The sequence below is a fragment of the Bradyrhizobium sp. Kon37 genome (genome assembly GCF_055807535.1).
In genome coordinates this window covers 87,007-109,047 of sequence record NZ_JBVVOY010000018.1, presented here as the reverse complement: position 1 = coordinate 109,047, position 22,041 = coordinate 87,007, and the positions used below count along the sequence as shown (strand labels likewise).

The following is a 22,041-nucleotide window of genomic DNA, read 5'->3' as shown; positions in this document are numbered from 1 at the left end:
CCAACCTCGCCGTCTTACCGCAAGAAGAGATGATATCGATTTGGAGCTTTTCCAGCCGACGACAGCAGGATCTATCTCGGTTCCGTCGGACTTGGCTTTGAGGGGACCCGATGTGAACTGTTCTATATTCAATGTAGTGCTTTGAGGAAAATGCGCGGTATCTCACCTGTCTTTGGGGCGCCAGTTCGTATGGCGGTCAGTGCCACGTGGCTTTGCGCGCCGCTCAACATCTTAGGTGTAAGCGGGTCTACGTGCCTCAATCGAGACTGCCGCTGCGGTCGCGAATGTCGTACCCGATTGTTGGAAGCATTGACGTCGTTCACAGACGATGCCGTCGGGTCTTTTGGTCGTGCATCCCGGAGGAAACTTCGCAAGGTCTCTTATAAAGCGGCGATACCGATCGCTTCTTGATTGTAACAGTGCGTTCAACGCCGGAGCGGCGAGCCACCCGATCATGGCAAGATGTGGAGCAGCTTGATGGAACGTTTCAGGGGCAAGGTCGCAGTTGTAACCGGCGGCGGCGGTGGAATCGGAGCCGCCGTCTCTAGGCGATTGGCTCGTGAAGGTGCGGCGGTGGTCGCTGCCGACATGTCCGCTCCAGCTTTGCAGTCAGTCGTTGCCGACATTGCTGCTGCTGGCGGAGCGGCGGAAGCTGCCATCATCGATCTTCGTGATGAGAGCGCGAGCCGCCTCATGATTGAAGGTATCCTCGCAAGACATCAGCGCATTGATGTGTTGGTAAACAACGCCGGCATTTTCCGCGGTGGCAACCTACTGTCTTTGTCGGAGGATGATTGGCGGCTGAGTTTTTCAGTCAATCTCGATGCAATATTCCATCTTTGCCGAGCCGTTCTGCCGGGGATGATCGAGCGCCGCGCGGGGGCGATCGTCAATATCTCGTCGCAATGGGCTTTAAGCCCCGCCCCCAACTCCATCGCCTATAATGTGACCAAAGCAGCAGTTGCATCGTTTACCCAGAACCTTGCCAGGGACTATGCGCCTGACGGGATACGCGTCAATGCAGTCTGCCCCGGTGAGATTCATACCCCTATGCTAGAGGAGGGTCTAAAGCGAGCGGGCCGAACGGTAGAACAACTAAATAGATTAGTCCCGTTTGGGCGAATTGGTACTTCGGAGGAAGTGGCGGCGCTTGTGGCGTTTCTGGCCTCGAACGAAGCACCCTTTATGTGCGGGTCGTTGGTCGAGATCACTGGTGCACAGGCAGTTGCCTGACCAACAGCGAGTGGTAGGCGGGTGGCGATGACCATGTCGCAGGCATGCCGCCAGCCACCGAGAGGATTTGGCGTCATTCTCACCCCGAGCGCTCACGCGAGCCTTGTGCATATAGAAGGAGGTTGGACGTGATAAAAAATCCGATTCCTTGGCCGAACGGCGCGCGGTGCGCAGTGGCCTTCACATGGGATGTCGACGCAGACAGCGCCGTTCACGCTGCCCGCCCAGACAGCGCCGACAACCATGTCGCGACACTCTCCTTTATGCGGTACGACCCGGAAATTGCCGTTCCTCGGATTATCGATTTGTTCAGGCGCTATAACATCCCCTTGACGTTCTTCGTACCTGGTTGGACGATAGAAAACTACCCGGCCGCAGTGGATCTCATGCTCAAGAATTCGCATGAGATTGCTCATCACGGCTATCTCCACCACGACAATAACGCGATGTCGCGTCAGCAGGAAATGGAGGTACTTTGGCAGGGCATTGAGATAATCACTCGTGTGTCAGGTCGCAGACCGCTCGGCTATAGAACACCAATGATATCTTCGAATGGTGTTTCGAGGCATACGATCGACCTTCTGATCGAGCAAGGCTTTCTATATGACACGTCGTTGTACGGCGATGATATTCCTTACGTGCTTCACAACGACAAGGGATCCGTAATTGAGATACCTTGCATCCAAGGATTAGGAGATTGGTATCACTACATGAGTTGGTGCGATTTTGGCTATAGTGCAGCCATCAAATCTCCCACGCATGCAGCTGACGTCTTCAAGGCAGAATTTGATGCCGCGTGGGAATACAAGGGAATGTGGATGTGTGTGTGGCATCCGTCGGTGAGCGGGCGACTTGCGCGATGTACAGCCATTGAGCCGTTGATCAAGTACATGATCGAAAAAGGCGATGTTTGGTTTGCGTCCATGTCTGAGATCGCTTTGCACGTCAGAGAGGTCATATCGTCCGGCACATGGAGACCACGCATCGATCAGGTTCCCTATTACGCCAGCCCCGCCCCGGACGCCGCCGCCAAGGAACGCTAGCGCTTGCGACAGCGCCAGCCCTGTACCGAGCAATTCGGGCCTTCTGAGCACCGTCGCCTGTTCTGAGAGTCAGCCTCAAAGCGAGCGTAATGCTAACGCGTGGCCCGTCTCAACGCGTAATCGGTCGCAAGTCGCGGCTTCCGACCTTGAGCTGCTCGCCCTCTCGCTGCTTGGGGTTTTTGCGCCTTGACGCGCGTGAGGCAAGGAGGGGAACCGAGGCTGCGCGCATCGCGACCGCCCGCTGTGGAGTGATCATTGGCAGACTGCGTGAGGCGATTATCCCAGATCGCAACGTCGCCGTCCCTCCACTTCCAGCGCACGCTGTTATGCGGCGCCCTGATGTACGAATGGAACAGGTCAAGCAGCTTTTGACCAGTATGTGTCTGCAGGCCAACAAAGCGGCACACGGAACTGCCAAGCATGAGCATGCGCTCGCCGGTTTGAGGATGAGTGAGAACTACCGGAAGCGTCGTCTCGTAGACCGTTCCGGTGAACATCTCCTCGAATTGCGCTTCTTTCACCTCGGTTGAATGCTCTTTCAAGCCGTTTCGATCGCCGTTGGCGTGAACTGCCCAGAGTTCGTCAGCGAGCATGCGCATCGATAGCGGAAGATCGTCATAAGCGGCCGCCGTATTCGACCAAACCATGGCACCGCCATAAGGCGTAGCCATTACGGCGCGCAGCACAGCGATATTTCGTACTTCGTCAGATCTGACATCCGCACGCCCTTGGGTGCTGCGACCAATGTCGTTCGAAGAGGGCGCCAGAATGCAAGATTTTTGGTCGGCCGCACTGAGTTGAGGGCGCGAGATCAGCCTATCTAATCGAACAGAAAGGCGCTCCTGTTCGGCATCATCAAAATGGTGTTGATCACGGAAGAAGATCACCTTGTGCTCCAGTATAGACCGGCCGATCGCCCGCAACACATCGTCAGACAAGTCTCCCGATAGCCTGATATTGCAAACCTCGGCGCCAAGTCGCGCTGCGCGGTTGATGACGACTGGCCCCAGTGTGACACTATCTACGTTCGTCGTACTGCTCATGGCTGCCTTCTAAAGCGCGACCTTAGAACGAAGCTCCACCATTCGCCTGCCGCAGAAGCGAGGACGGAGAATATGCACGGTCAGCAGAGTCTCGGCCGCAGATTGTCGTTGAATGACCTCGCGTTGACATCCGAAAATGTAAGCGCAAACGATGCGCGGTCAATGAAACGAAATCGGCGTTATTCTTGGCTCCGAGTAACAATTGCATTGCGTTCGAGGGAGTTGCTGGAATATGCGCACGATAGCGCTGAGCCGATCTTCACACGCTCGCAACACAGCGGGCTACTCGACACCGCGCGAAGCGTTACGCCTGCCAAGGATGTGTGCGCATATCATTCATCGACGATCCGCCTACAGGAATTTGCTGTCGTTCCGCGCACTACCGCCCGCTTAGGCGTTCGCTACTGAATAGAGCCTGACGCAATTTAACTGACATTCCATGCTGTCCGCCGTGTCAAAGATTCGATTTACCGAAGCTCAGTATCGACGAACTTTTACGGCGTCATGACGAGCGCGCAAAAGCTGTGGCGGATCACTAGAAGGTTACGTCGGAGCTAGTGAGATCCGCCGAAACGAGCTCGGTACAGGCTTACAAATGCGACCCGCCTAGCAAGGAACTGCGAGAAGTGGCGGCCGGAGTGAGTATTGTTTTGTGCGCGAGCTCACGATCCACGCGCGCATGACGCATCAGGACTCAAAGCCATGCGGCATCATTGAACTCGCCAACATAGCCTCAGCTGCTTGGAAGATTTTGCAGACTTGGCATGGGCCTCGGCTCCGCAGTAGGAACGGCCGAGGGTCCGGCGCGAAACGCGCAATGAGGTCGCATGGCAGCGGTATCACTAAGGAAAGTTGCCGACGACTGATGGCGCGGCTCATGGTCGCAATTCATACTGCGATCTATCGCAGTTGAAACATGCAATCTGTCGCGCTTCAGCGCTCCGTTTACCCAAGCAATCTGATCGATGGATATCATTTTGCCGATCCTGCTCCGAGTAGACGGCCGCGTCTTCGCTGCCCGACTCGAAAATGGTCTTTTCACCGTCACAACCGGCTCAGCGGCTGAAATCCGGCGACGACCGCCTCTAAATGCGGGATTTAAGCGTGAGCGAGGAAATGATTGCACTATATGGTACCGAGACATCGTTACGGTCCAGATGGACCAGGAGGATTGGGGTTTCGCGCGCCTCGGCCAGCGGGTAAAGGGCAGGAGCATAGGCGAGAAGCGGCAGGCGGCTAGGCCGCATGCAACACGGTTGGCCGGCGTACAGCTTGCAACGATGCGCGGCGAACCTGTCGATCCATTGAGCCCGCTTCCGGTTGAAGCTCATGCCGCTTTCCGCCCCGCCCGACAGTGTCTTATGAATGGCCGCTCGGACACGATCGGCTATGATGTCTTGGTAGAGAAGGAGCTATGTCATGAGGCCGACTGGAGACGGAATTCCATTTGCAAAGGAGGAATTTGCGCGCCGCTTGGCGTCAGTCAAGCAGGAGATGGAACGTCGAGAGATGGATACGCTGCTCATCAGCGAGCCATCAAACATCTATTATCTCACAGGATACGAGGCTTACTCCTATTACGTGTTTCAAATGCTGGTTGTCCATCGCGAGCTTGATGAACCCGTCTGGATTGGCCGGTTCATGGATGCGGTGTCCGCTCGGCGAATGACGCATCTTCCAGAGACGGCCATACACCCCTATACCGACGAATATGTGCAATCGTCAGAACGGGATCCAGTTGATTTCCTCGTCGCAAAACTCAGAGAAATTTGCCCGACCTTGAAAGCTATCGGCACTGAGACGGGCTCATTCTACTACACAGCAAGGGCCCATACCAAGCTGCTTGGCTCTCTCCCGAACGTGCGCTTCGTTGATGCCGAACTCCTGATCAATTGGATCCGCATTCGCAAAAGCCCCGCCGAGCTCGCGATCATGCGGGAGGCTGGCAAGATTTCAAACGCGATGATTGCCGATGCTATCGAGGCGGCAAAGCCTGGCATGCGCGAGTGCGATCTGGCGTCAGTGATCTACCAGCGCATGATCGCCGGCACGCCGGAATACGGCGGTGTTCTACCGTCGAGCCCGACCTATTTGCTGACGGGCTCACGATCAGGCGAACCGCATGCGCCCTGGTCGGATCGTCTAATTGGCACAAACGTTCCCGTGAATGTGGAGACCTCTGGCTGCCGCCGACGCTATCACGCCCCTATTAGTCGCACGATATTCCTTGGCTCGCCACCGGACTCGTATCTGCGGCTCTCCAACGCTGTGGTTGAAGGTATCGAAGCAGCATTGGCGGAGGTGAAACCTGGCGTCACTTGCGCGGACATAGAACGCACCTGGCAAGCGACGATTGCCCGGCACGGCTTCCACAAGGAAGCCAGACTTGGTTACTCGATAGGAATTGGTTTCTCGCCGACTTGGGGGGAACGGACCGCGAGTCTCCGCAGTACTGATCTCACTGTTCTAGAGCCAGGCATGGCGTTTCACATGATGCCAGGACTATGGCTCGGCGACAACGGGGTCACCATTACTCAATCGTTCATTGTGACTGAAGCTGGCCGGGAGGACTTGACAACGTTCCCGAGACAACTGGTCATAAAATAGAACGCCTTCAATGAAAGCTGCACATCTAGGCGGAGGCGGTTCTCGCCGCCGCCGTGGAGCACGATTTGCTGCGAGTTCGCCGTACACTTGTCGGGCGGGGCTTTGTCCGGCATCCTTGCACTGCTCTCAGTATTCCCGTCGGCGCATTCGCCCAAGGCATAAGGGGACCAAGTCTTAGATGGCGAGGTCCGGAGCATTCGCTGCCTGACAGGCATTTGCGAGCCATCGCGAACGCCACAAGCCACGGCTGCAACGGCCCTCGCGACAGTGAGCGGATCAACGGGCTGGGACAGCGTTTGGGGCGGCGCGGCGCTTCAAGGGGCATAGCGCGCCCGCTCGACGGCGACGATCCGGACACCATTGTCGGGCGTGCGGATGTCCCTCTTCTTCCACACCCTCACTCGCGAGCCTGACGAAAGCTCTCAAGTGGCCTCTATTCGGCACGGCTCGTAAAGGTATAAGTGAATCGGTCCGCGCGCGTCACGTTCTGCCCTGCCAAGATCGGCCGGCCGTCCGCGGCGCTAGGAAAGTAGCGCACGACTAGCAGTGGATAACCCGACACCACATCCAGGACCTGCGCCTGAGCTTCCGTCGCGGTCGTAGCCTCTATTTGATATCTCGTGTGGTCGACGATGATCCCGTATTGCGGCAGAAGGGGGATGATGAATTCGCCCTGCAAACGTTCCTTCAGCTTATCGGCCAGAACCCTCGGCAGCCAAAGCGTATCGAGCCCTACCACCTTGCCGTCTGCGAGCAGTAAGCGCTCCAAGCGATAGAGTGACGCATGAGACGAAACGAGGCCCTTGAGGAACACCTCGTCCGTAGGAGGCACGACTGAGATGCCTCGATCGTAGAGGCTAGCCTTGATGCCGGAGGCACGCATATCCTCGTCGAGGGCCGAAAGCTTGCCTCCATCTATCGTACGAACGATCCGCTTGTCGTCAGCCACAAAAACGCCGAGGCCCTGGCGGCCAATCAACAGCCCTTCGAGCGTAAGATCGCGAATGGCCCGCCTCACCGTGATGCTGCTCACCGTCAGTTCGGTCGCCAGCTCGTCCACGCTCGGAATTCGCTCGCCGCGTGGATATGCGCCAGATGCAATCCGCGAACGCAGTGTGTCGGTCACGGTCTGATACAGGAATCGGCCGCCGCCCGGCGACGGTACTCGCTTTGATGACGGGTTCATTGGAAGTCTTGGTTGGCCACAAAAATGGAGCGAGGGCTCGACGTCCACCTCAATTACATAGCCTACCCAGCTTGACCAGACCGTTCGGGAGAAGTCACGAGATACCTGCAGTTCTCCATCGGAAGTGTCTTGACAACGCTCCTTTGTAGACTAAGTATACTAACTATAATGAGTCCATACCGAGGCGGAAGATGGGACGGCGGCGCGACAGCGGATGGTGGCAACGGATGTTGCGTGCGCCTTCGCATCGACTGACATCCGCGCAATTGAGTTCAGGGAGGGGCGACATGCATCGCCGAAAGTTTTTGATTGCCGTTGCGGGCATGATCGCTGCCCCTGGAGTCGTGCGAGCCAAGCAGCAATTTGATGGGACGGTACTCAACATCAATGGATACGGCGGCGACTACGATCGGCTGCTGAATGAGTACGTCGCGAAGCCACTACGCGAACGGACCGGCCTGCAGGTCAAATATCAGCCCGGTCAGGCATCGGCCGCTGTCGCAAAGCTGATCGCGTCCAAGGACAACCCGCCCTTCGACCTCATCATGGCCGACAGTCCGAACATGCCGGACATCATCGCCAACGATCTCGTCGAGAAGATCACAGAGGCAGAGGTCAAGAACATTGCCAAGCTGAAGCCATCGGTGAGGGAGTTTGGCGACTACGGCGTGCCGTATCTTACCAACGCAATCATCCTTGCCTGCAATTCGAAATACGTGAAGCGGCCGCTGAGCTCTTACAACGACCTCGCTCGTGCTGATCTCAAGGGCAAGCTTGCCCTGATCAGTCCCGAGAACACCGGTGGCCTCCTCACCCTTCTCGGCATCGGTGCCGCAACCGGCGGCGACGTCAACAATCTCGCCCCTGCATTCTCCTTCCTGAGCTCGATCAAGGCGAACATCGCGACGATTTCACCCGCGACAACAAACCTCGCCCAGCTTTACCAGCAGGAAGAAGTGTGGGCGGGCCCGTTCTGGGACGGGCGCACCTATTCGATCCGCCAGGGCGGTACCCCCCTTGCGACCGTTCTGCCCAAGGAAGGCGTGTTTGGCCTGCTGAACTATGTGGGCCTCGTGAAGAATTCGAAGAACCGCGAGGCAGCGCTCGCCTACATCGATCAGGCGCTGTCCGACGAAGCGATCGGTCCGCTGGTCGAGTTCTTCCGCTACTCACCGGTGACGAAGATCTCCGTGTCAGACGCGGTCGCCAGGGATCTCGTCTTTAAAGGTGACACCCTCGATGGCTTCAAGAAGGTCGATTGGGAGAAAGTCGCCAAATCGCGCAGCCTGTGGTCCGAGGAATTCAACAAGGCGATGCGCTGACGCCGCCCGATTTGACTCAGGACAGACACTCAATGAGCCGGCGGGCGTCCACCTTGCTGATGGTCGTGCCGATGATTCTGGTCATCGGCCTCTTCCTGATCATCCCCCTGCTGGGACTTCTGGAAGCCAGCTTCAAGGGCACTGGGACCGCCGGCTTTCCGTCGCTGGAGCACTATGATCGTGCCCTGCTCGACCCATTTTATTTGCGGATCTTCGCTGAGACGATCGGCTACGGGCTGCTCTGCACGTTCATCAGCATCTTTCTCGGCTTTCCCGTCGGCTATGCCATGGGCCGCATGAGCCCCAACAAGCGTCGCTGGTACGTCATCCTGGTCATATTACCTCTCACCCTCAGCCTCATCGTCATCGTGTTCGGCTGGCTAGTGCTGCTGGGACGCAACGGCGTTGTCAACTCGCTGCTGCTGACGATGGGCATCGTCGACACACCCAAGACGCTCCTCTTCAACGGACCCGCGGTCATCGTCGTCCTAGTCATGCAGTTCCTGCCGTTCATGATCTTGTCCATCATGAGCGTCGTCGTTCAGATCGATCCGGCACTGGAGCTCGCATCAGCCAATTTGAAGGCGACTCGATGGGTGACGCTGCGCCGGGTGGTCTTGCCGCTGTCCATGCCGGGAATCATCGCGGGCTCGAGTCTCGTCTTCACGGCCAGCGTGTCCGCCTTCGTGACGCCAAGATTGATCGGCGGACAGCGTGTGCAGATGATCGGCAGCATCATCTACGACCAGATCCTGACCTACCTGAACTGGGGCTTCGGCTCCGCCCTCGCGTTCATTCTGCTGGCACTGACAATCGTGGTGACGGCGGCATCAAGGATCCGGATCAAGCGGGAGCAAGACGCGGGGTCGGCCCATGCATAAATCGTTGGGCGACTATTTTCTGACGACCGGTGGCTTCGTCGTGCGAGCCGCCGTCTACGTCGGGCTGCTGGCGCCGGTGGTCATCGTAATCGCCTCGTCCCTGACGGCCGGCCGGGTGCTTCGTTTTCCCCCGGATGGATTGTCGCTTCGCTGGTACTACGCCGCGGTGACGGATGATGCCTTTATGAACGCGTTCTGGGTCAGCACCAAGCTGGCGACGATCGCAACGATCATTTCGCTTGTCATCGGTTTGGCCGCCTCATTCGCCGTCGCCCGTCGAGACATTCCGGGCAAGACGCTTCTCCTCGGCCTCGCACTCTCTCCGCTGGTGATTCCAATGGTCGTGATCGGCCTCGGTCTGCTGCAGTCGCTGGTGTGGCTCCGTCTCAACCAGAGCATACTCGGATTGGTCCTCGGTCACGTGCTGATCACGCTGCCCTACGTCGTACGAACGCTACTTGCCGGCCTCGTTCACTTTGACCAGAACCTCGAATTCGCCGCCATGAACCTCAGGGCGTCACCGCTGCGCGTCCTGAGTCGGATCACGCTGCCGATCCTCGCCCCGACGGTGATGTCGGCTGCGGTCTTCGCCTTCGTAACGTCGTTCGGAAACATCACCCTGTCGATCTTCCTCGGCAACGGCGGACAGACAACCCTTCCGGTCCAGATCTTCACCTATGTCGAGCAGAGCTTCCAGCCCATCATCGCGGCGGTGTCCTCGCTCGTTGTGTTTGGAACCGTCGGGCTTCTCCTGGTCGTCGAGTGGTTGGTCGGCATGAGCAAGACCGTATGACCGATATCGTCGCCACGGCACGCAACGCGCAAGAGACCACCTTGGCCCAGAACACGCCCTCGATCGTCGAGATCCGGAATCTGCGCAAGGAATTCGGCAACGCGGTGGCAGTCGACGACCTGACGCTGTCGGTTCGGAAGGGCGAAGTCCTTTGCCTCCTCGGGCCCTCGGGCTGCGGCAAGACCACCACGCTGCGGATGATCGCCGGCTTCATGGAGCCGGAGGCGGGATCGATCCTTATTGATGGCCGCGAAGCCACGGGCCTGCCCCCCTATCGCCGCGACACCGGCATGGTCTTTCAGGGCTACGCGCTATTTCCGCATATGACCGTCGAACAGAACGTCGCTTTCGGGTTGGTCAACATCAACGTTCCGCGCAAGGAGCGCGACGCACACGTGGCGGAGATGCTCGCGCTGGTCGAATTGTCCCATCTCGCAAAGCGATACCCGAGGCAATTGTCCGGCGGCCAGCAACAACGTGTCGCCCTGGCGCGCGCCCTCGCCATACGGCCCGCCGTCCTGCTTCTGGACGAACCGTTCTCGAACCTCGATACGCAATTGCGGGTTCGTCTGCGCGACGAGTTGAAGCGCCTCATCGTCAAGATCGACGTCACGACCGTACTCGTGACCCATGATCAGGAAGAGGCGATCGTGTTTTCCGACCGCATCGCGGTTATGAACGCGGGCCGGTTGGCCCAGTTGGGAACCCCGTCGGAGATCTATGAAACGCCCGCGAGCGCGTTCGTGGCGAATTTCGTCGGAGAATGCACGCTCATCGAAGGGCAGATTGAGAACGACATTTTTACGTCGAAGCGAGGGCTCTCCCTACCTGTTCCGGGCAAAAGCGGCGGAGCCACGCTGATGATCAGGCCCGAGCATGTGAGCATCGGTGACGGTCCCGGCAGCATACGGGCCCGTGTGGCGAGTGCCGTTTTTACGGGCGGTGTGACCCGGCTGGTCCTCTCAATGTTCGGGGAGGAGCTGCTCATGCAGTCGTTCTTCCGGCATTCCAAGGTCCCTGTGCAGGGCGATGAGGTGAACGTGTGGATCGACACGTCCTGCCTTCACAGACTTGACTAAAGGCAAGAGCGAAATGGCATCCAACGTGAACAAAACCAAACGGCAGGCATTGCTCGCGAAAATCGAGGAGGATCGCGAGGCGATCGCCAAATTCGTGAGAGACCTCGTCAGGGCAAAATCGCCGAACCCTCCCGGCGACACGCGCTCCTCCATGCAGTGCGTCCGTGACTTCCTCGACGCACGGGACGTCCCCTACCGCATGGAAAACCGTGACGAAACGATGCCAAATCTCGTCGCGACGACGACCTTCGGGTGGCATGACAAGCATCTCGTCCTCAATGGGCATATTGACGTGTTTCCGGTGCCCGATCCGGCGCAATGGAGCATTGATCCCTGGGCGGCACAGGAGCGCGACGGCGCGATTTACGGGCGCGGCGTGGCCGACATGAAGGTCGGAACGGTGGCATCGATCGTCACGTACACTTACGCGCGTTCGATGGCCGACGGGCAGCTCGATGGACGCCTGACCCTGGCCGTCGTCTCCGACGAAGAAACGTTCGGGCCCAATGGCACCCGTCACCTCTTCGACGTCTGCCCGGAGGAGATCACAGGAACCGCCGTCCTCGTCGGCGAGCCGAGCAGCCGCCATACGGTGCGCCTCGGTGAGAAGGGGATGTTGTGGCTGCGTTTCAAGGTTGAAACGCACGGCGGACATGGCGCCTACGTACACATGGGCCCGAGTGCGGTGGATCAGGCCTCGACCGTCATTGCAGATCTACGCAAGTTTGCGGAATTCGACTTCCAGGAGCCGCCCAGCATCGTCGCGGCCTTGACCGAGGCCGGGGAAACATACGACCGCGCTTTCGGCCGGGGGGCTTCCGAGAACGCGCGACGCGTGACGATGAACGTGGGTCGGATCAATGCCGGCACCAACGTCAACATGATCGCTTCCCAATGCACGTTCGAAGTCGATTTTCGTCTCCCGATGGGCGTGGTCATCAAGGATGCGTTGGATCACATTGAAAAGCTCCGCGAAACGCACTGCTTTAGCTACGACATCATGATGTCTAGCGAGCCAAACTGGACTGAACCCAACCATGAGTTCGTCGAAATTGTTGCCAAAAACGCCGAAACGATCGCCGGGGCACCGCCGCAGCTTATACCGGGGCTTGGCAGCACCGATGCGCGGCTGTGGCGCAACCGCGGGATCCCCGCCGTTGTCTACGGTCCGGCCCCGCGCGGAATGGGTGCAACCGATGAACATGTTCCCGTCGAGGAGATATTCGACGTCGTCCGCTGCCATCTCCTTTCAGCGTTCGACTATCTCTCAACGAACGACAAATAGAGTCGTGATCACACCCACTTGCAGTCCGTCGCGATAGGATGGCTGGCGAGTGGCATCCAAATCGAGGCGGACGAGCCCGTTGCTTGGCCCGAGCAAGATCGACTCGCGATTGCCGTTGGGTTCCAGACCACATCCGCGGATCGGTTAACCCCATGGTCCCGAAAGCTCACACAGCTTCTCAGGAACACGCCACACTGAAGGTCCACTTCTATCGACCTTGGCTCGTGGAGCTCTTATGAGCACCAGCATATTTCATCAGGCCCTGGGACACCTCGTTGAGCGGTCGGAAGGAGCGCGCGCTTGAGAGCCCTTCCCAGGCTCCTGTTCCAGAATGGGCGCGAGTCGTTCAAGCCGCCCTCTTATGCGTCCCCAATTAGGCGCAAGTTGTCGGTGCTAATAGCAATGTCAAGCACGTCTCCGTGCTGCGGATGACGTCCAAAGGGAAAACGCTCCTGCATTATGAGTTGTTCTCCATTGACATCAAGTACAACGCGTGTTGCGCCTCCCAGATAGTGAGAATGGAGGACGCGCGCCTGCTGCCTTTGGCCGGGAGCGCCATCGGCCGACAACTTAAGTTGTTCCGGCCGGATCACCACTGTAGCAGGGCCAGCACTCCACTTGCCGATGATGCGAAGGCCAGCAGTCGACGTGAAAGCGCCCGCATCGTCGACCCTCCCCTTCAGCAGCGAACACCAGCCGATGAACTTGGCGACGAACGGCGTGGCGGGCGTTTCGTAGATTTCGCCGGGCGTTCCAATCTGCTCAACCTTCCCGGCATTCATGACGACAATCCGATCCGACATTGTCAACGCCTCCTCTTGGTCGTGAGTTACGAACAAGGTGGTAACGTTGACAGATCTGACTACCTCCTGGAGTTCTTCCCGCATTCGAACTCGTAGCTGCGCGTCCAAATTCGAGAATGGTTCGTCGAGCAGGAGCACCGCCGGTTTAATTGCTAGCGCGCGAGCTAAAGCGATGCGTTGCTGCTGACCGCCCGACAACTGGCTCGGCAGGCGTTGAGCGAAATGGGGTAACTCGACAAGTTCGAGCATTTCTTCAACACGCTTGTCGCGCTTCTCACGCGGCCACCTCAGATTTTCCAGACCAAACGCGACGTTTTCAGCAACTGTCATATGCGGAAAAAGCGCATAACTTTGGAACACCATGCCGGTATCGCGTCGATAGGGCGGTTGATGCGTCATATCGATGTTGTTAATGTGTATACTGCCGGAAGACGGCTCCACAAATCCCGCGACCATGCGAAGAGTCGTTGTTTTGCCGCACCCCGATGGGCCAAGCAGGCAGAGAAGTTCCCCTCGCCGAGCCTTGAGCGAAATGTCTGCTACAGCAGCCGCATCGCCGTAGAGCTTAGAAACAGAGCGCAATTCCACGACAAAGTCGTTGCTCTCGGACACGGCGTCTTCTTTTCCTTCCGACAAGACGAGCATCTCTCCTCCGACTACGCGACCCGGTCGGCGCCGATCAAGCGCTCGATCACCAGGATAATGACTAGTGTTATCACGATCATTAGGCTGGATACCGCGGCAACCAGCGGGTCATAGCTGGTGTCGACGTAGGTGAATATCTGTACTGGTAAGGTGACGTGGCCACCGTAAGTCAAGAATGCGGAAACTGTAACGTTTCCGAATGATGTAACGAAGGCAAAGATCGCAGCCGACAAAAGGCCAGGCAGGATGAGAGGCAGAGTGATGCGCCGAACGACCTTCAAAGGCGAGGCGCGTAGATTCATCGCTGCCTCCTCGAGTACGCGATTATGCAAGCTTAGACTCGCAAGGATGGTGCGCATCACGTAGGGGATGGCAAGTACCAGATGGCCTAGCAGCAAGGGATATATCGTTTGGGTAAGGTTCAACTTGGCGAAGAGCTGCAACAGACCGATCCCGAGCACGACTGCCGGAACAATCAGGGGTGAGAAAGCGAGCGCTTGCAGGAACCCTTTGCCAGGAAATGCGAAACGATTAATTGCAAATGCGGCAGCAAAGCCGATCGCTAGTGCCATCGTGGAAACAAGCACGGCAATGTACGTACTCGTCCAGAGCGCAGTCATGAACAATTCGTTCTGCCACGCCTCTCGGTACCAGCGCATGGAAAAGCCGGTGGGCGGAAAATTCAACGAGTCACCGCTGGTAAATGAACAAACAATCACCAGAAGTGCTGGCAGCGCAAGCATCGTGTACACGATCGCGCGGACGGCCGCCCCGGACGCCGTCATTGCCCGGTCGATAAGATCAACGCGCATAGCGCCCTCCTTTCGTAACCAGACGAGACGCAGCGAGGGCATTCAGCGCCGCTGTGACCCCAAGTCCGCTCACGAGCAGAATGAACGCCATTGCCGCGCCGGAGGGCCAATTCAGTTCTGCCATGATGCGCTCATAGATAAGGCTACCGAGCATCGCGACGCGATTTCCGCCGATAAGCCGGGGAGTAATGAACGCCGAGATCGAGAGCACGAAAACGAGGTTAAAGCCGGCAAATATGCCCGGAAGCGCGAGCGGAATGACAACTTTGCGGAAGGTCGCGAATCGGTTGGCGCGTAGATTGGCGGCGGCGTGCTCAAGCACTGGATCTATTTGAGTGACCACACTCATGACGGACAAGATCATGAATGGAAGGAATTGTTGCACCAGGACAGTTATCACCGCTGGCCGGCTAAACAGAAGCTGCTTCGGCGAAGAAGCAATGCCGGAACTTAAGAGGAGTGCGTTGACCACTCCATTACGTCCAAGAATGATCAACCACCCAAACACTATGACCACAAGGCTAAGCGTTAGCGGCATGATGACGATAATGATGCGCCACCGCCTTGCCAGAGGCGAAAGCCGCGCAAGCGAGTACCCGGTGGGAAATCCAATTGCCAAGCAAACCAGGCTGACGATAATCCCGTCGACAAACGTTTCGAATAGCACCGAAGAGTAATAGGAGTCGGAAAAGAAGCGGATATATTGCTTCAGACTAAACCCGCTTCCATCGAGAAGGTGACTCTCAGACAGAAAACTGGCCCTCAGCAATCCGAACGTGGGCACGATCAAGAATATCACGAGCAGCAAGATCATTGGGGCTAGCAGGAGCGCAGGGGTGAGGACCCGGCGACTGGCAAGAGGCTCCTCCATATCAAACCCTTCGGGATTGGTAACAACTCATTCATGACGCCGCGGTATCGACGAACCCCGGAAACATCACAGCGATTCCAGCCAGCTAGCTTCGGATGATCTTGTTCAGCTCCTCGGTCCACGCACTGCGGTTCGCTATAAGCTTCTCCCAATCAACTTTCTTTTTCAAAGCAATGCGTGCCTGCGAGTTGAACAACAGGTCCTGGCGAAGCTCTTCTGGCAGAGTAACGTCGGTTGTTACTCCGTACCGGAGCGCCCGAGGTACACCGAGGACGCCCTCATCGGACAACAACTGCTCGGCATAGGCGTATGCGGCTTCAGGGTATTTAATACCCTTGACCACGTTGATGTAGGTGGTGACCGAGTAAACTCCCTTAGGCGGCACAACAGTGACCATGGGAATGCCCTTGGTCCTTAGTTCGTGAGCGCGACCATCCCAGAATATGCCAGCATACACCTCTTCGTTTTGAAACATCTGGATCTCGGCGACATTTGTCTGCGCGAGTGCGACGATATTTGTCTTCGCGGCGCTCATCACTTTGAACGCAGGCTCTACGTTTTCGATCGAGCCGCCATTTTCGTCGGCCAAGCCCAGAAGGGTCAGAAGGCTGCCGTATGTGGCGGAAGCCATAACAACCGCGCGCCCCACCAGATCAGGTCGCGCAATATCCGAGTAGGAAGCAATCGGCTGCTTGATGTACTTTGAATTGTAGACTGGAATAACCGAAGCGACGCTGAATGGCACTCCGAAATGGCCGAATTCGCGAAAGTCCGGGAGAATCCGTTTGACGTTCGGGACCTCCGACGCTCTGATCTCCTCGATCATGCCCGCCTTGGTGAGTTCGACCATGTTCGGGCTATCACCCATAAACAGGTCATAAGGCGGATTGTCTCTATTGGCGATCAGTTTGACAAAGTCGGCTGATGTCGTGCCGGCAATGAATTGAACCTTGAGCCCGTATCTCTCCTCAAGGGGCGCGGCCACACTCTTTTTGAGGGCTTCGTCGTAAAGCCCGCCATATCCGTTTACACGCAACGTGATGCCGGAAAATTTCTTCGACTCAGCGTGGACGTAGGGCGCAGCTAGCGCCCCGGCTGTGGCCGTAGCTGCCACTTGCAGGAATGTTCGCCTCTTTATCATGTCCAACCTCTTCCGTTTCAGCTCAAGCGAAATCGACTGTTCTGGTTGCCCGTCCAAGGAGCGACACGTTCGGGGAGCCGCGGACGGCCCTGAGTAGGTTGCAATTCTGGGGCGCGTACGGCTGTCCAACGATCGCGCCGAACCTGGTCCCGCTGGTTCGCCGACCAGCACGTCTCCTCGCCACGACCGGCAAAGCAACGTCGAATTTCCTGGGCAGCTCGACCGAAAACACCCTGGTCGGATGATCGGCGGCGACCCTCTGGGCACCGTTTCGGCGACTGTGCAACCTCCCGCCCTCCGCCAATCCTAAAACCGCACGCAATTCCCGCTCGTCACGGAATACTACGGACTTCCCGGACGAGTATTCAGCAATGACGAGCTTGTGGCGGCTGAAATCCTGCGTCCAACGGCCAGATACAGCGTCTTTACGTTATTGTAGGGGGCAACCGAGCCGTGATCCCATTCCGCACATCGTGCGATGGTCCTTTCGACCGTCATCCGAAGCTCGATTTCGAAGAAGGTTGGGGTGTTCGTTCGATATCTGCCAGGTAGCCAGCATCGCTCTGTTTCAGATCAAGCGCCCTGGTCGTTCTCGCCCTGCGAAGGCTTGCAACTCGGGACAGGTTGCTGCGTATCCGTTTCGGCACCACGATCTGCTGGCTCATGATCGCAGTTTTGCCCTGCAGTTCTTCGATGACCTATCAAGCTCGTCCGTTCCAAAGGACAACGTGATCAGGGAAAGAGACCTCTGGTTCGCTTTGCTCCTTGCACCACGTCAATTCCGATGGCCGTTGCTGCCATTCGATTCGAGATCCGATCGCGTTTCGCGCGCGTTATGGTTTGCTGGAACGAGCGTTCGAGGATCCGGTACAGACGATCGAATACCTCCGCCTGCTCCCAGAACAGTCGCTGGAGGTCCTGCACCCATTCGAAATAGCTGACGATGACTCCCCCCGAATTGCAAAGGATATCTGGCAAAACGAAAATCTCGTCGCCTCGTGTGTGCAGGATTGCATCGGCCTCAGGCGTGGTTGGACCATTTGCTCCTTCGGCTAGAATTCGGCACTTGAGCTGTCCGGCATTACGGCCCGTAATGACCTGCTCGATTGCAGCCGGTATGAGGACATCGCACTTCTGAACGAGCAACTCCGAGGGGGCAATGAGGCTCTGAGAGGAAAAGCCGGCAAGGTGGCCGTGCTCGGAAGTATGGCTGTGTAGGGCGGCAAGGTCGAGACCGCCGGGATCAAAGTATGCGGCCGTGTGATCGCTAACGCCGATGATCTTTAGACCTCTTTCAGCCAGGGCGTAGGCTGCTATGGCCCCAACGTTGCCAAACCCTTGCACAATGGCCGTTGCCCCATCGGCGCGAATGCCGAGAATTTCAAGCACGCGACCGACCAGATAGGCTACGCCGCGTCCTGTTGCCTCGCGGCGGCCGAGTGTACCTCCAGCCGATACGGGCTTTCCGGTGACGATCTCGTTGACCGTCTGCCCCTGATACATCGAATAGGTATCCATAAACCACGCCATGACTTGCTCGTTAGTTCCCATATCGGGGGCCATGACATCGGTATGCGGACCGACGAAAGGGATCATCTCCTGCATATACCGTCGCGATAGAGCTTCCAGTTCGCGCGGCGACAACGCATAAGGATCAACGGTAATCCCCCCTTTTGCTCCGCCATAGGGAAGGCCCGCTAACGCGCATTTCCAGCTCATCCAAACAGCTAGAGCGGCGACCTCGCCGATGTCCACGGAGGGCGCGAATCGCGTTCCACCCTTGGTCGGCCCGAGCGTCAGGTGATGTTGGACCCGGTAGCCCTGAAAGACTTCTGTACGGCCATCGTCCCTGTGAATTGGGCACGATACGGCGATTGCGCGCTTCGGGTAGAGTAGTCGATCTCTGTCCATTTCCGGTATTTGCAGGTGATCGGCAACATGCACGAATTGCTGCTTGGCCATTTCGAATACGGGGCCGGCATAGATCGAGCTGTTCATGGGCACTCTCAAAGTGGATCCGGCATGACGCCGATGGATATCTCAGGTGGCGATAGGAAAAGCGGCCGCCCCAATAAAGGGGAGGCCAGTACCTCCGCCGCGAGGACGACAACGAACGTGTTCGGAAGGTGTAAGGTCGTGTCGCCTCGCGCAGGGCCGAGTTGCGGCCACAAACAGCTTCAGACGTCATTCCAGAGCTTGAGCGCCCTCACATGGCTGAAGCCGTAAGCGCCTCAACTTCATTTCGTGTTGGTAGGCCAGCGGACTTCGATGAAGACGAGGACGGAGCCGCTCCTCCATGCACCGGTGAGTCGGGCGATAAGTCGGCAGATCAGGCATGGGGTGCCCTCGCATGCGGCATGGGTAATCGCGCGCACTTCAACCGGAAGACGTCTTGCCTCGGCATTCGGTGCGACCGATCTCAGGTATCCAGCAAATCTAGAATGTATTTGACGGCAAGTTCCGTCGCCGGAATGACGAGCTCATCCGAGGCTCCGAAAGTCGGCGTATGTACGGGCGATCCGTTGACCGCCGAGCGGCTACCGAACCAAAAATAGATCGAAGGTACGCACGCCGAGTAGAACCCGAAATCGTCGCTACCTGTGACCTCCTTGCTGGCATTGAAGCCATCAGGGCCGGCCGTGTCATGAACGATTTGGCGGAAGCGCCTCACCATCTCCGCATCGTTGACGACAGGGGGTTCACCCGAGCGGATGACGCACTCCGCTTGGCCACGGTGCATCGCCGCGGCGCCTTCGGCCACTTCCCGCACGCGCTGGCACAGCTGCCCCCTACGTTCTGGGCTGCGAGTTCTGATCGTCCCTTCCATAACGACGGAAGGGCAAATGATATTGGTCGCCTCGCCGCCGTGAATGGTACCGATTGTGACCACCGCCCCGTCATCGGGTGGCATTTCGCGCGAGACCACTTTTTGTACCTCGTTCACGAAGGCAGCGGCGATTGCGATCGCGTCGACGCCCTTATGAGGCGCCGCGCCATGGGCCATCTTACCCGTAATGGTAAGTCTGAACTGATCGGCCGACTTGGTTACAGCACCCTCGCGCGCGCCAAACTTGCCAGCGGGAATCTCGGGAGCGACGTGAAAGCCGACGGCGTGGTCAAAGCCTTCCAGCAGTTTCTCATCCTGCACAGTGCGTCCCCCCAGCGGCTCGGCCTCCTCGGCCGGCTGGAAGAAGACGCGCACTTTACCTGCGAAGTTGTCGCGCATTCGATGGAATGCGAGTGCAGCCCCGAGCGCGATCGAGCCGTGCATGTCATGGCCGCAGGCATGCATAACACCCTTGACCTGTGATTGATAAGGGAGGTCATCGCGTGTCTCCTGGATCGGCAGTGCGTCGATATCGCCGCGTACCGCGATCGAGCGCTTTGGGCCGGAGGCCGTGCCTTCAATATCGATGTAGAGGCCTGTCGTGTGGAAAGTATTGGTCTGGTTGAGGCCAAATTGCTGGAGCACGCTCCGAATCCGCTCCTGTGTTTTCCATTCGGCATTTGAGAGTTCAGGCTCACGATGCATCGCATGCCTTAACTCGATCACTGCATCGCGCTCGGACTCCGATAGAAAGCTGTTGGTGCGCGCTCTCATCCGTCTACTCTCTTCTTCGCACTTTCGGGCCGGTAAGTTCTCAGAAGAAAAATCTAGCGCGTTGCAACGAATGAAATCGACCAGTTTTAGCTCGGTCGCGCATGTTTCGGCCGATCTCGCCAGGTTTCACGTTGAATTTCGCTAGGCAAGCTGCCGAACCGGCTATGCAACCCCGCCGGGCATTCCGGACAGATCATCTCTGGGCGCATACTGGCGAAAACTCTTTTGAGCGCAGCGCTTCTTTGGGGTTGAGGTCGCATCGGTTGCAAGGCAAAGATGTATACGAGTGGCAGTCTCGCAATATGCAAAGCTTAGCGCTCCCGCAAGGACCGCAGGTATATCAAAGGGCGTGTTTTTCCACGGAGACCGCGAGAGACTATGACGTGCGATCTGTATGGCTTATTCCGAATAGCATCAAGGGCGACCGTAGAGACTGTTCAAGGCAGCTACGGCCTCAAGGAACGGACGCCATCATCTGCCGGCAGAGACCAACGACGTCGTAGACGGGCAGCCTCGCAACACGACGAATTGCCGGAGCAACGATCGGGAATGCAGCACATTCGAATAGAATGACCGCGATCTGCGGGTGCGCGTCGCGAAGTCGGGCGACGCAACTGGCCACATCCGCCTCAATGGCAGCCACATCGGTTGCCGGCGCCGGACGCTTTAGCTCGTCGTGCCAAAACTTGCCGCCTTCAATGCCACCAATCACGACTCTTGCCCGCTCGTTCGGGTCGTCAAGTCCAAGCAGGTCTTCGCTGCAACACTTGGAGTCGTAGGTTAGAACAGCAAGCTTGGCCAGCGGCGGCAACTGCCGAAGCAAAGCTGGCAGCAACAGCAGGCTAGACATCCCCACAGGAACATTTACCGAGGCCGCGACCGCGGCCTGGTGACGGATAGAGAAGCCGCAAGTCGAACTGATCGCGACGGCACCCCGCTCCACCAGACGCCGCGCGGCCGCGATGAAAGCCGGCTCGAGCAAAGGATCCCCGCGTACGACGTTCTCAACCCATGCCCCCTCGACCGTTTCGTAGACCACGGGAAAGTCGAAGCTGGCTGGATTCAGCATCGAGCCACACGGCGGAGTCGGTGGCGTCGCGCCGGGTGGCACCCCGCGCTCGAGCTTGAGAATTCCCAATGCATGTGGAGTGTCTGCTGTCATGGCTTAAGCTTAACCCGGTTCCGCCGCAAATTCCCACCTCAGAGTCCGGCCTTGCAGCCGAAATTCTGCGAAAACGCGTCCAGCGCGAACCGTCCCTGCGAGTAGGGGCACTCCGTCTCAATCGAGCGGCCGTTGAAGCCCTTGGCTGTGTGGATCGGATCAACCTAACTAGGCTATCGGCGCAAACGTGAGAACCAGCCCACCCCTCCTCAGCATGTGCCAGGCGAAGTTCAGTTCATTCCTCGCCGAGATGGCCACCGCTCTTAGGGCAATTAGGTCGCACCAGATCATGCCATTTTCAGGTGGGCACGCGCTTCTTCACCAGGACATTCTTTCGCTCAGACTCCTCTATTTCACATACCTCCGAGATGCTTACACCCGGTGGATCGATTGGTAGTAGCCACCAGCAGAGAGCATCAGCATCAAGCTGTGCTTCTCGGGCGAGCCTAATTTTGCCGCGCACTGTCCTTGCAAGGCGGCGAATGTCGATCCAAATCGACATAAGACAACGAGCCTCCCGTTCCGAGTACCTGT

The 22,041-nt window shown here is 57.8% G+C and carries 17 protein-coding genes; 8 read left to right on the top strand and 9 right to left on the bottom strand.

The annotated features are described in order from the left end of the window. The first annotated feature begins 477 nt into the window (after nt 1–477). Complete coding sequence (locus tag AC0L3J_RS27550) at nt 478–1,233, top strand: SDR family NAD(P)-dependent oxidoreductase (RefSeq protein WP_473348984.1); 756 nt, start codon at nt 478–480, stop codon at nt 1,231–1,233. 128 nt (nt 1,234–1,361) lie between these two features. Then, nucleotides 1,362–2,276: a polysaccharide deacetylase family protein gene (locus AC0L3J_RS27545; protein WP_085384578.1), complete on the top strand. Its 915-nt coding sequence runs from the start codon at nt 1,362–1,364 to the stop codon at nt 2,274–2,276. Nucleotides 2,277–2,368: 92 nt separating this feature from the next. Here the strand turns inward: AC0L3J_RS27545 and AC0L3J_RS27540 are convergent, their stop codons facing one another. Beyond that, nucleotides 2,369–3,319, bottom strand: coding sequence for a TauD/TfdA dioxygenase family protein (locus AC0L3J_RS27540; RefSeq protein ID WP_473348983.1), 951 nt, complete (start codon nt 3,317–3,319; stop codon nt 2,369–2,371). A 1,419-nt stretch (nt 3,320–4,738) separates the two neighbouring features. Between AC0L3J_RS27540 and AC0L3J_RS27535 the strand changes: the two genes are divergently transcribed. Continuing rightward, nucleotides 4,739–5,926, top strand: coding sequence for a M24 family metallopeptidase (locus AC0L3J_RS27535; protein ID WP_085384500.1), 1,188 nt, complete (start codon nt 4,739–4,741; stop codon nt 5,924–5,926). Nucleotides 5,927–6,359: 433 nt separating this feature from the next. Here AC0L3J_RS27535 and AC0L3J_RS27530 read toward each other — a convergent pair whose 3' ends face one another. Beyond that, complete coding sequence (locus AC0L3J_RS27530; RefSeq protein ID WP_473348982.1) at nt 6,360–7,112, bottom strand: GntR family transcriptional regulator; 753 nt, start codon at nt 7,110–7,112, stop codon at nt 6,360–6,362. Between the two features lie 287 nt (nt 7,113–7,399). On the opposite strand from AC0L3J_RS27530, the gene AC0L3J_RS27525 reads away from it, so the two are divergent. From AC0L3J_RS27525 to AC0L3J_RS27505, 5 genes are read left to right on the top strand one after another with little or no spacing between them, the layout of a single operon-like run. Further along, entirely contained in the window at nt 7,400–8,434 is a 1,035-nt protein-coding gene (locus tag AC0L3J_RS27525; protein ID WP_158091716.1) for an extracellular solute-binding protein, read from the top strand. Continuing rightward, on the top strand, nt 8,371–9,315 hold the full coding sequence (locus AC0L3J_RS27520) for an ABC transporter permease (RefSeq protein WP_473348981.1): 945 nt from the start codon (nt 8,371–8,373) through the stop codon (nt 9,313–9,315). The genes AC0L3J_RS27525 and AC0L3J_RS27520 overlap by 64 nt, the downstream gene beginning before the upstream one ends. Next, nucleotides 9,308–10,108 carry an ABC transporter permease gene (locus AC0L3J_RS27515; RefSeq protein WP_473348980.1) on the top strand — a complete coding sequence of 267 codons (801 nt, stop codon included), beginning with the start codon at nt 9,308–9,310 and terminating at the stop codon, nt 10,106–10,108. Before AC0L3J_RS27520 ends, AC0L3J_RS27515 begins: the two co-directional genes overlap by 8 nt. Further along, nucleotides 10,105–11,187, top strand: a complete 1,083-nt coding sequence (locus AC0L3J_RS27510) for an ABC transporter ATP-binding protein (protein ID WP_473348979.1) — start codon at nt 10,105–10,107, stop codon at nt 11,185–11,187. Before AC0L3J_RS27515 ends, AC0L3J_RS27510 begins: the two co-directional genes overlap by 4 nt. Before the next feature lie 13 nt (nt 11,188–11,200). Then, the gene (locus AC0L3J_RS27505) at nt 11,201–12,472 is read left to right on the top strand and encodes a M20/M25/M40 family metallo-hydrolase (protein WP_473348978.1); all 1,272 of its coding nucleotides are present in this window, start codon (nt 11,201–11,203) and stop codon (nt 12,470–12,472) included. A 359-nt stretch (nt 12,473–12,831) separates the two neighbouring features. Here AC0L3J_RS27505 and AC0L3J_RS27500 read toward each other — a convergent pair whose 3' ends face one another. The 7 genes from AC0L3J_RS27500 to AC0L3J_RS27470 all read right to left on the bottom strand — a co-directional run bounded on the left by AC0L3J_RS27500 (nt 12,832) and on the right by AC0L3J_RS27470 (nt 21,507). Next, nucleotides 12,832–13,920: an ABC transporter ATP-binding protein gene (locus AC0L3J_RS27500; RefSeq protein WP_473348977.1), complete on the bottom strand. Its 1,089-nt coding sequence runs from the start codon at nt 13,918–13,920 to the stop codon at nt 12,832–12,834. A gap of 11 nt (nt 13,921–13,931) precedes the next feature. Beyond that, complete coding sequence (locus AC0L3J_RS27495) at nt 13,932–14,732, bottom strand: ABC transporter permease (protein ID WP_158091714.1); 801 nt, start codon at nt 14,730–14,732, stop codon at nt 13,932–13,934. Then, complete coding sequence (locus tag AC0L3J_RS27490) at nt 14,722–15,546, bottom strand: ABC transporter permease (RefSeq protein WP_473348975.1); 825 nt, start codon at nt 15,544–15,546, stop codon at nt 14,722–14,724. The genes AC0L3J_RS27495 and AC0L3J_RS27490 overlap by 11 nt, the downstream gene beginning before the upstream one ends. A gap of 142 nt (nt 15,547–15,688) precedes the next feature. Continuing rightward, nucleotides 15,689–16,744 (bottom strand): extracellular solute-binding protein, encoded by a 1,056-nt coding sequence (locus AC0L3J_RS27485; RefSeq protein ID WP_473348974.1) that lies wholly within the window; start codon nt 16,742–16,744, stop codon nt 15,689–15,691. A gap of 732 nt (nt 16,745–17,476) precedes the next feature. Then, nucleotides 17,477–18,742 carry a Glu/Leu/Phe/Val family dehydrogenase gene (locus AC0L3J_RS27480; RefSeq protein ID WP_085384489.1) on the bottom strand — a complete coding sequence of 422 codons (1,266 nt, stop codon included), beginning with the start codon at nt 18,740–18,742 and terminating at the stop codon, nt 17,477–17,479. A gap of 421 nt (nt 18,743–19,163) precedes the next feature. Beyond that, complete coding sequence (locus AC0L3J_RS27475) at nt 19,164–20,345, bottom strand: M20 metallopeptidase family protein (protein ID WP_473348973.1); 1,182 nt, start codon at nt 20,343–20,345, stop codon at nt 19,164–19,166. Between the two features lie 454 nt (nt 20,346–20,799). After that, complete coding sequence (locus AC0L3J_RS27470) at nt 20,800–21,507, bottom strand: aspartate/glutamate racemase family protein (RefSeq protein ID WP_240543898.1); 708 nt, start codon at nt 21,505–21,507, stop codon at nt 20,800–20,802. Nucleotides 21,508–22,041 lie beyond the last annotated feature (534 nt).

Excerpts from the sequence above, each read along its gene's own strand:
- AC0L3J_RS27550 (WP_473348984.1), top strand. The coding sequence starts at position 478 with ATGGAACGTTTCAGGGGCAAGGTCGCAGTTGTAACCGGCGGCGGCGGT.
- AC0L3J_RS27540 (WP_473348983.1), bottom strand. The coding sequence starts at position 3,319 with ATGAGCAGTACGACGAACGTAGATAGTGTCACACTGGGGCCAGTCGTC.
- AC0L3J_RS27535 (WP_085384500.1), top strand. The coding sequence starts at position 4,739 with ATGAGGCCGACTGGAGACGGAATTCCATTTGCAAAGGAGGAATTTGCG.
- AC0L3J_RS27530 (WP_473348982.1), bottom strand. The coding sequence starts at position 7,112 with ATGAACCCGTCATCAAAGCGAGTACCGTCGCCGGGCGGCGGCCGATTC.
- AC0L3J_RS27525 (WP_158091716.1), top strand. The coding sequence starts at position 7,400 with ATGCATCGCCGAAAGTTTTTGATTGCCGTTGCGGGCATGATCGCTGCC.
- AC0L3J_RS27515 (WP_473348980.1), top strand. The coding sequence starts at position 9,308 with ATGCATAAATCGTTGGGCGACTATTTTCTGACGACCGGTGGCTTCGTC.
- AC0L3J_RS27510 (WP_473348979.1), top strand. The coding sequence starts at position 10,105 with ATGACCGATATCGTCGCCACGGCACGCAACGCGCAAGAGACCACCTTG.
- AC0L3J_RS27505 (WP_473348978.1), top strand. The coding sequence starts at position 11,201 with ATGGCATCCAACGTGAACAAAACCAAACGGCAGGCATTGCTCGCGAAA.
- AC0L3J_RS27500 (WP_473348977.1), bottom strand. The coding sequence starts at position 13,920 with ATGCTCGTCTTGTCGGAAGGAAAAGAAGACGCCGTGTCCGAGAGCAAC.
- AC0L3J_RS27495 (WP_158091714.1), bottom strand. The coding sequence starts at position 14,732 with ATGCGCGTTGATCTTATCGACCGGGCAATGACGGCGTCCGGGGCGGCC.
- AC0L3J_RS27490 (WP_473348975.1), bottom strand. The coding sequence starts at position 15,546 with ATGATCTTGCTGCTCGTGATATTCTTGATCGTGCCCACGTTCGGATTG.
- AC0L3J_RS27485 (WP_473348974.1), bottom strand. The coding sequence starts at position 16,744 with ATGATAAAGAGGCGAACATTCCTGCAAGTGGCAGCTACGGCCACAGCC.
- AC0L3J_RS27480 (WP_085384489.1), bottom strand. The coding sequence starts at position 18,742 with ATGAACAGCTCGATCTATGCCGGCCCCGTATTCGAAATGGCCAAGCAG.
- AC0L3J_RS27475 (WP_473348973.1), bottom strand. The coding sequence starts at position 20,345 with ATGAGAGCGCGCACCAACAGCTTTCTATCGGAGTCCGAGCGCGATGCA.
- AC0L3J_RS27470 (WP_240543898.1), bottom strand. The coding sequence starts at position 21,507 with ATGACAGCAGACACTCCACATGCATTGGGAATTCTCAAGCTCGAGCGC.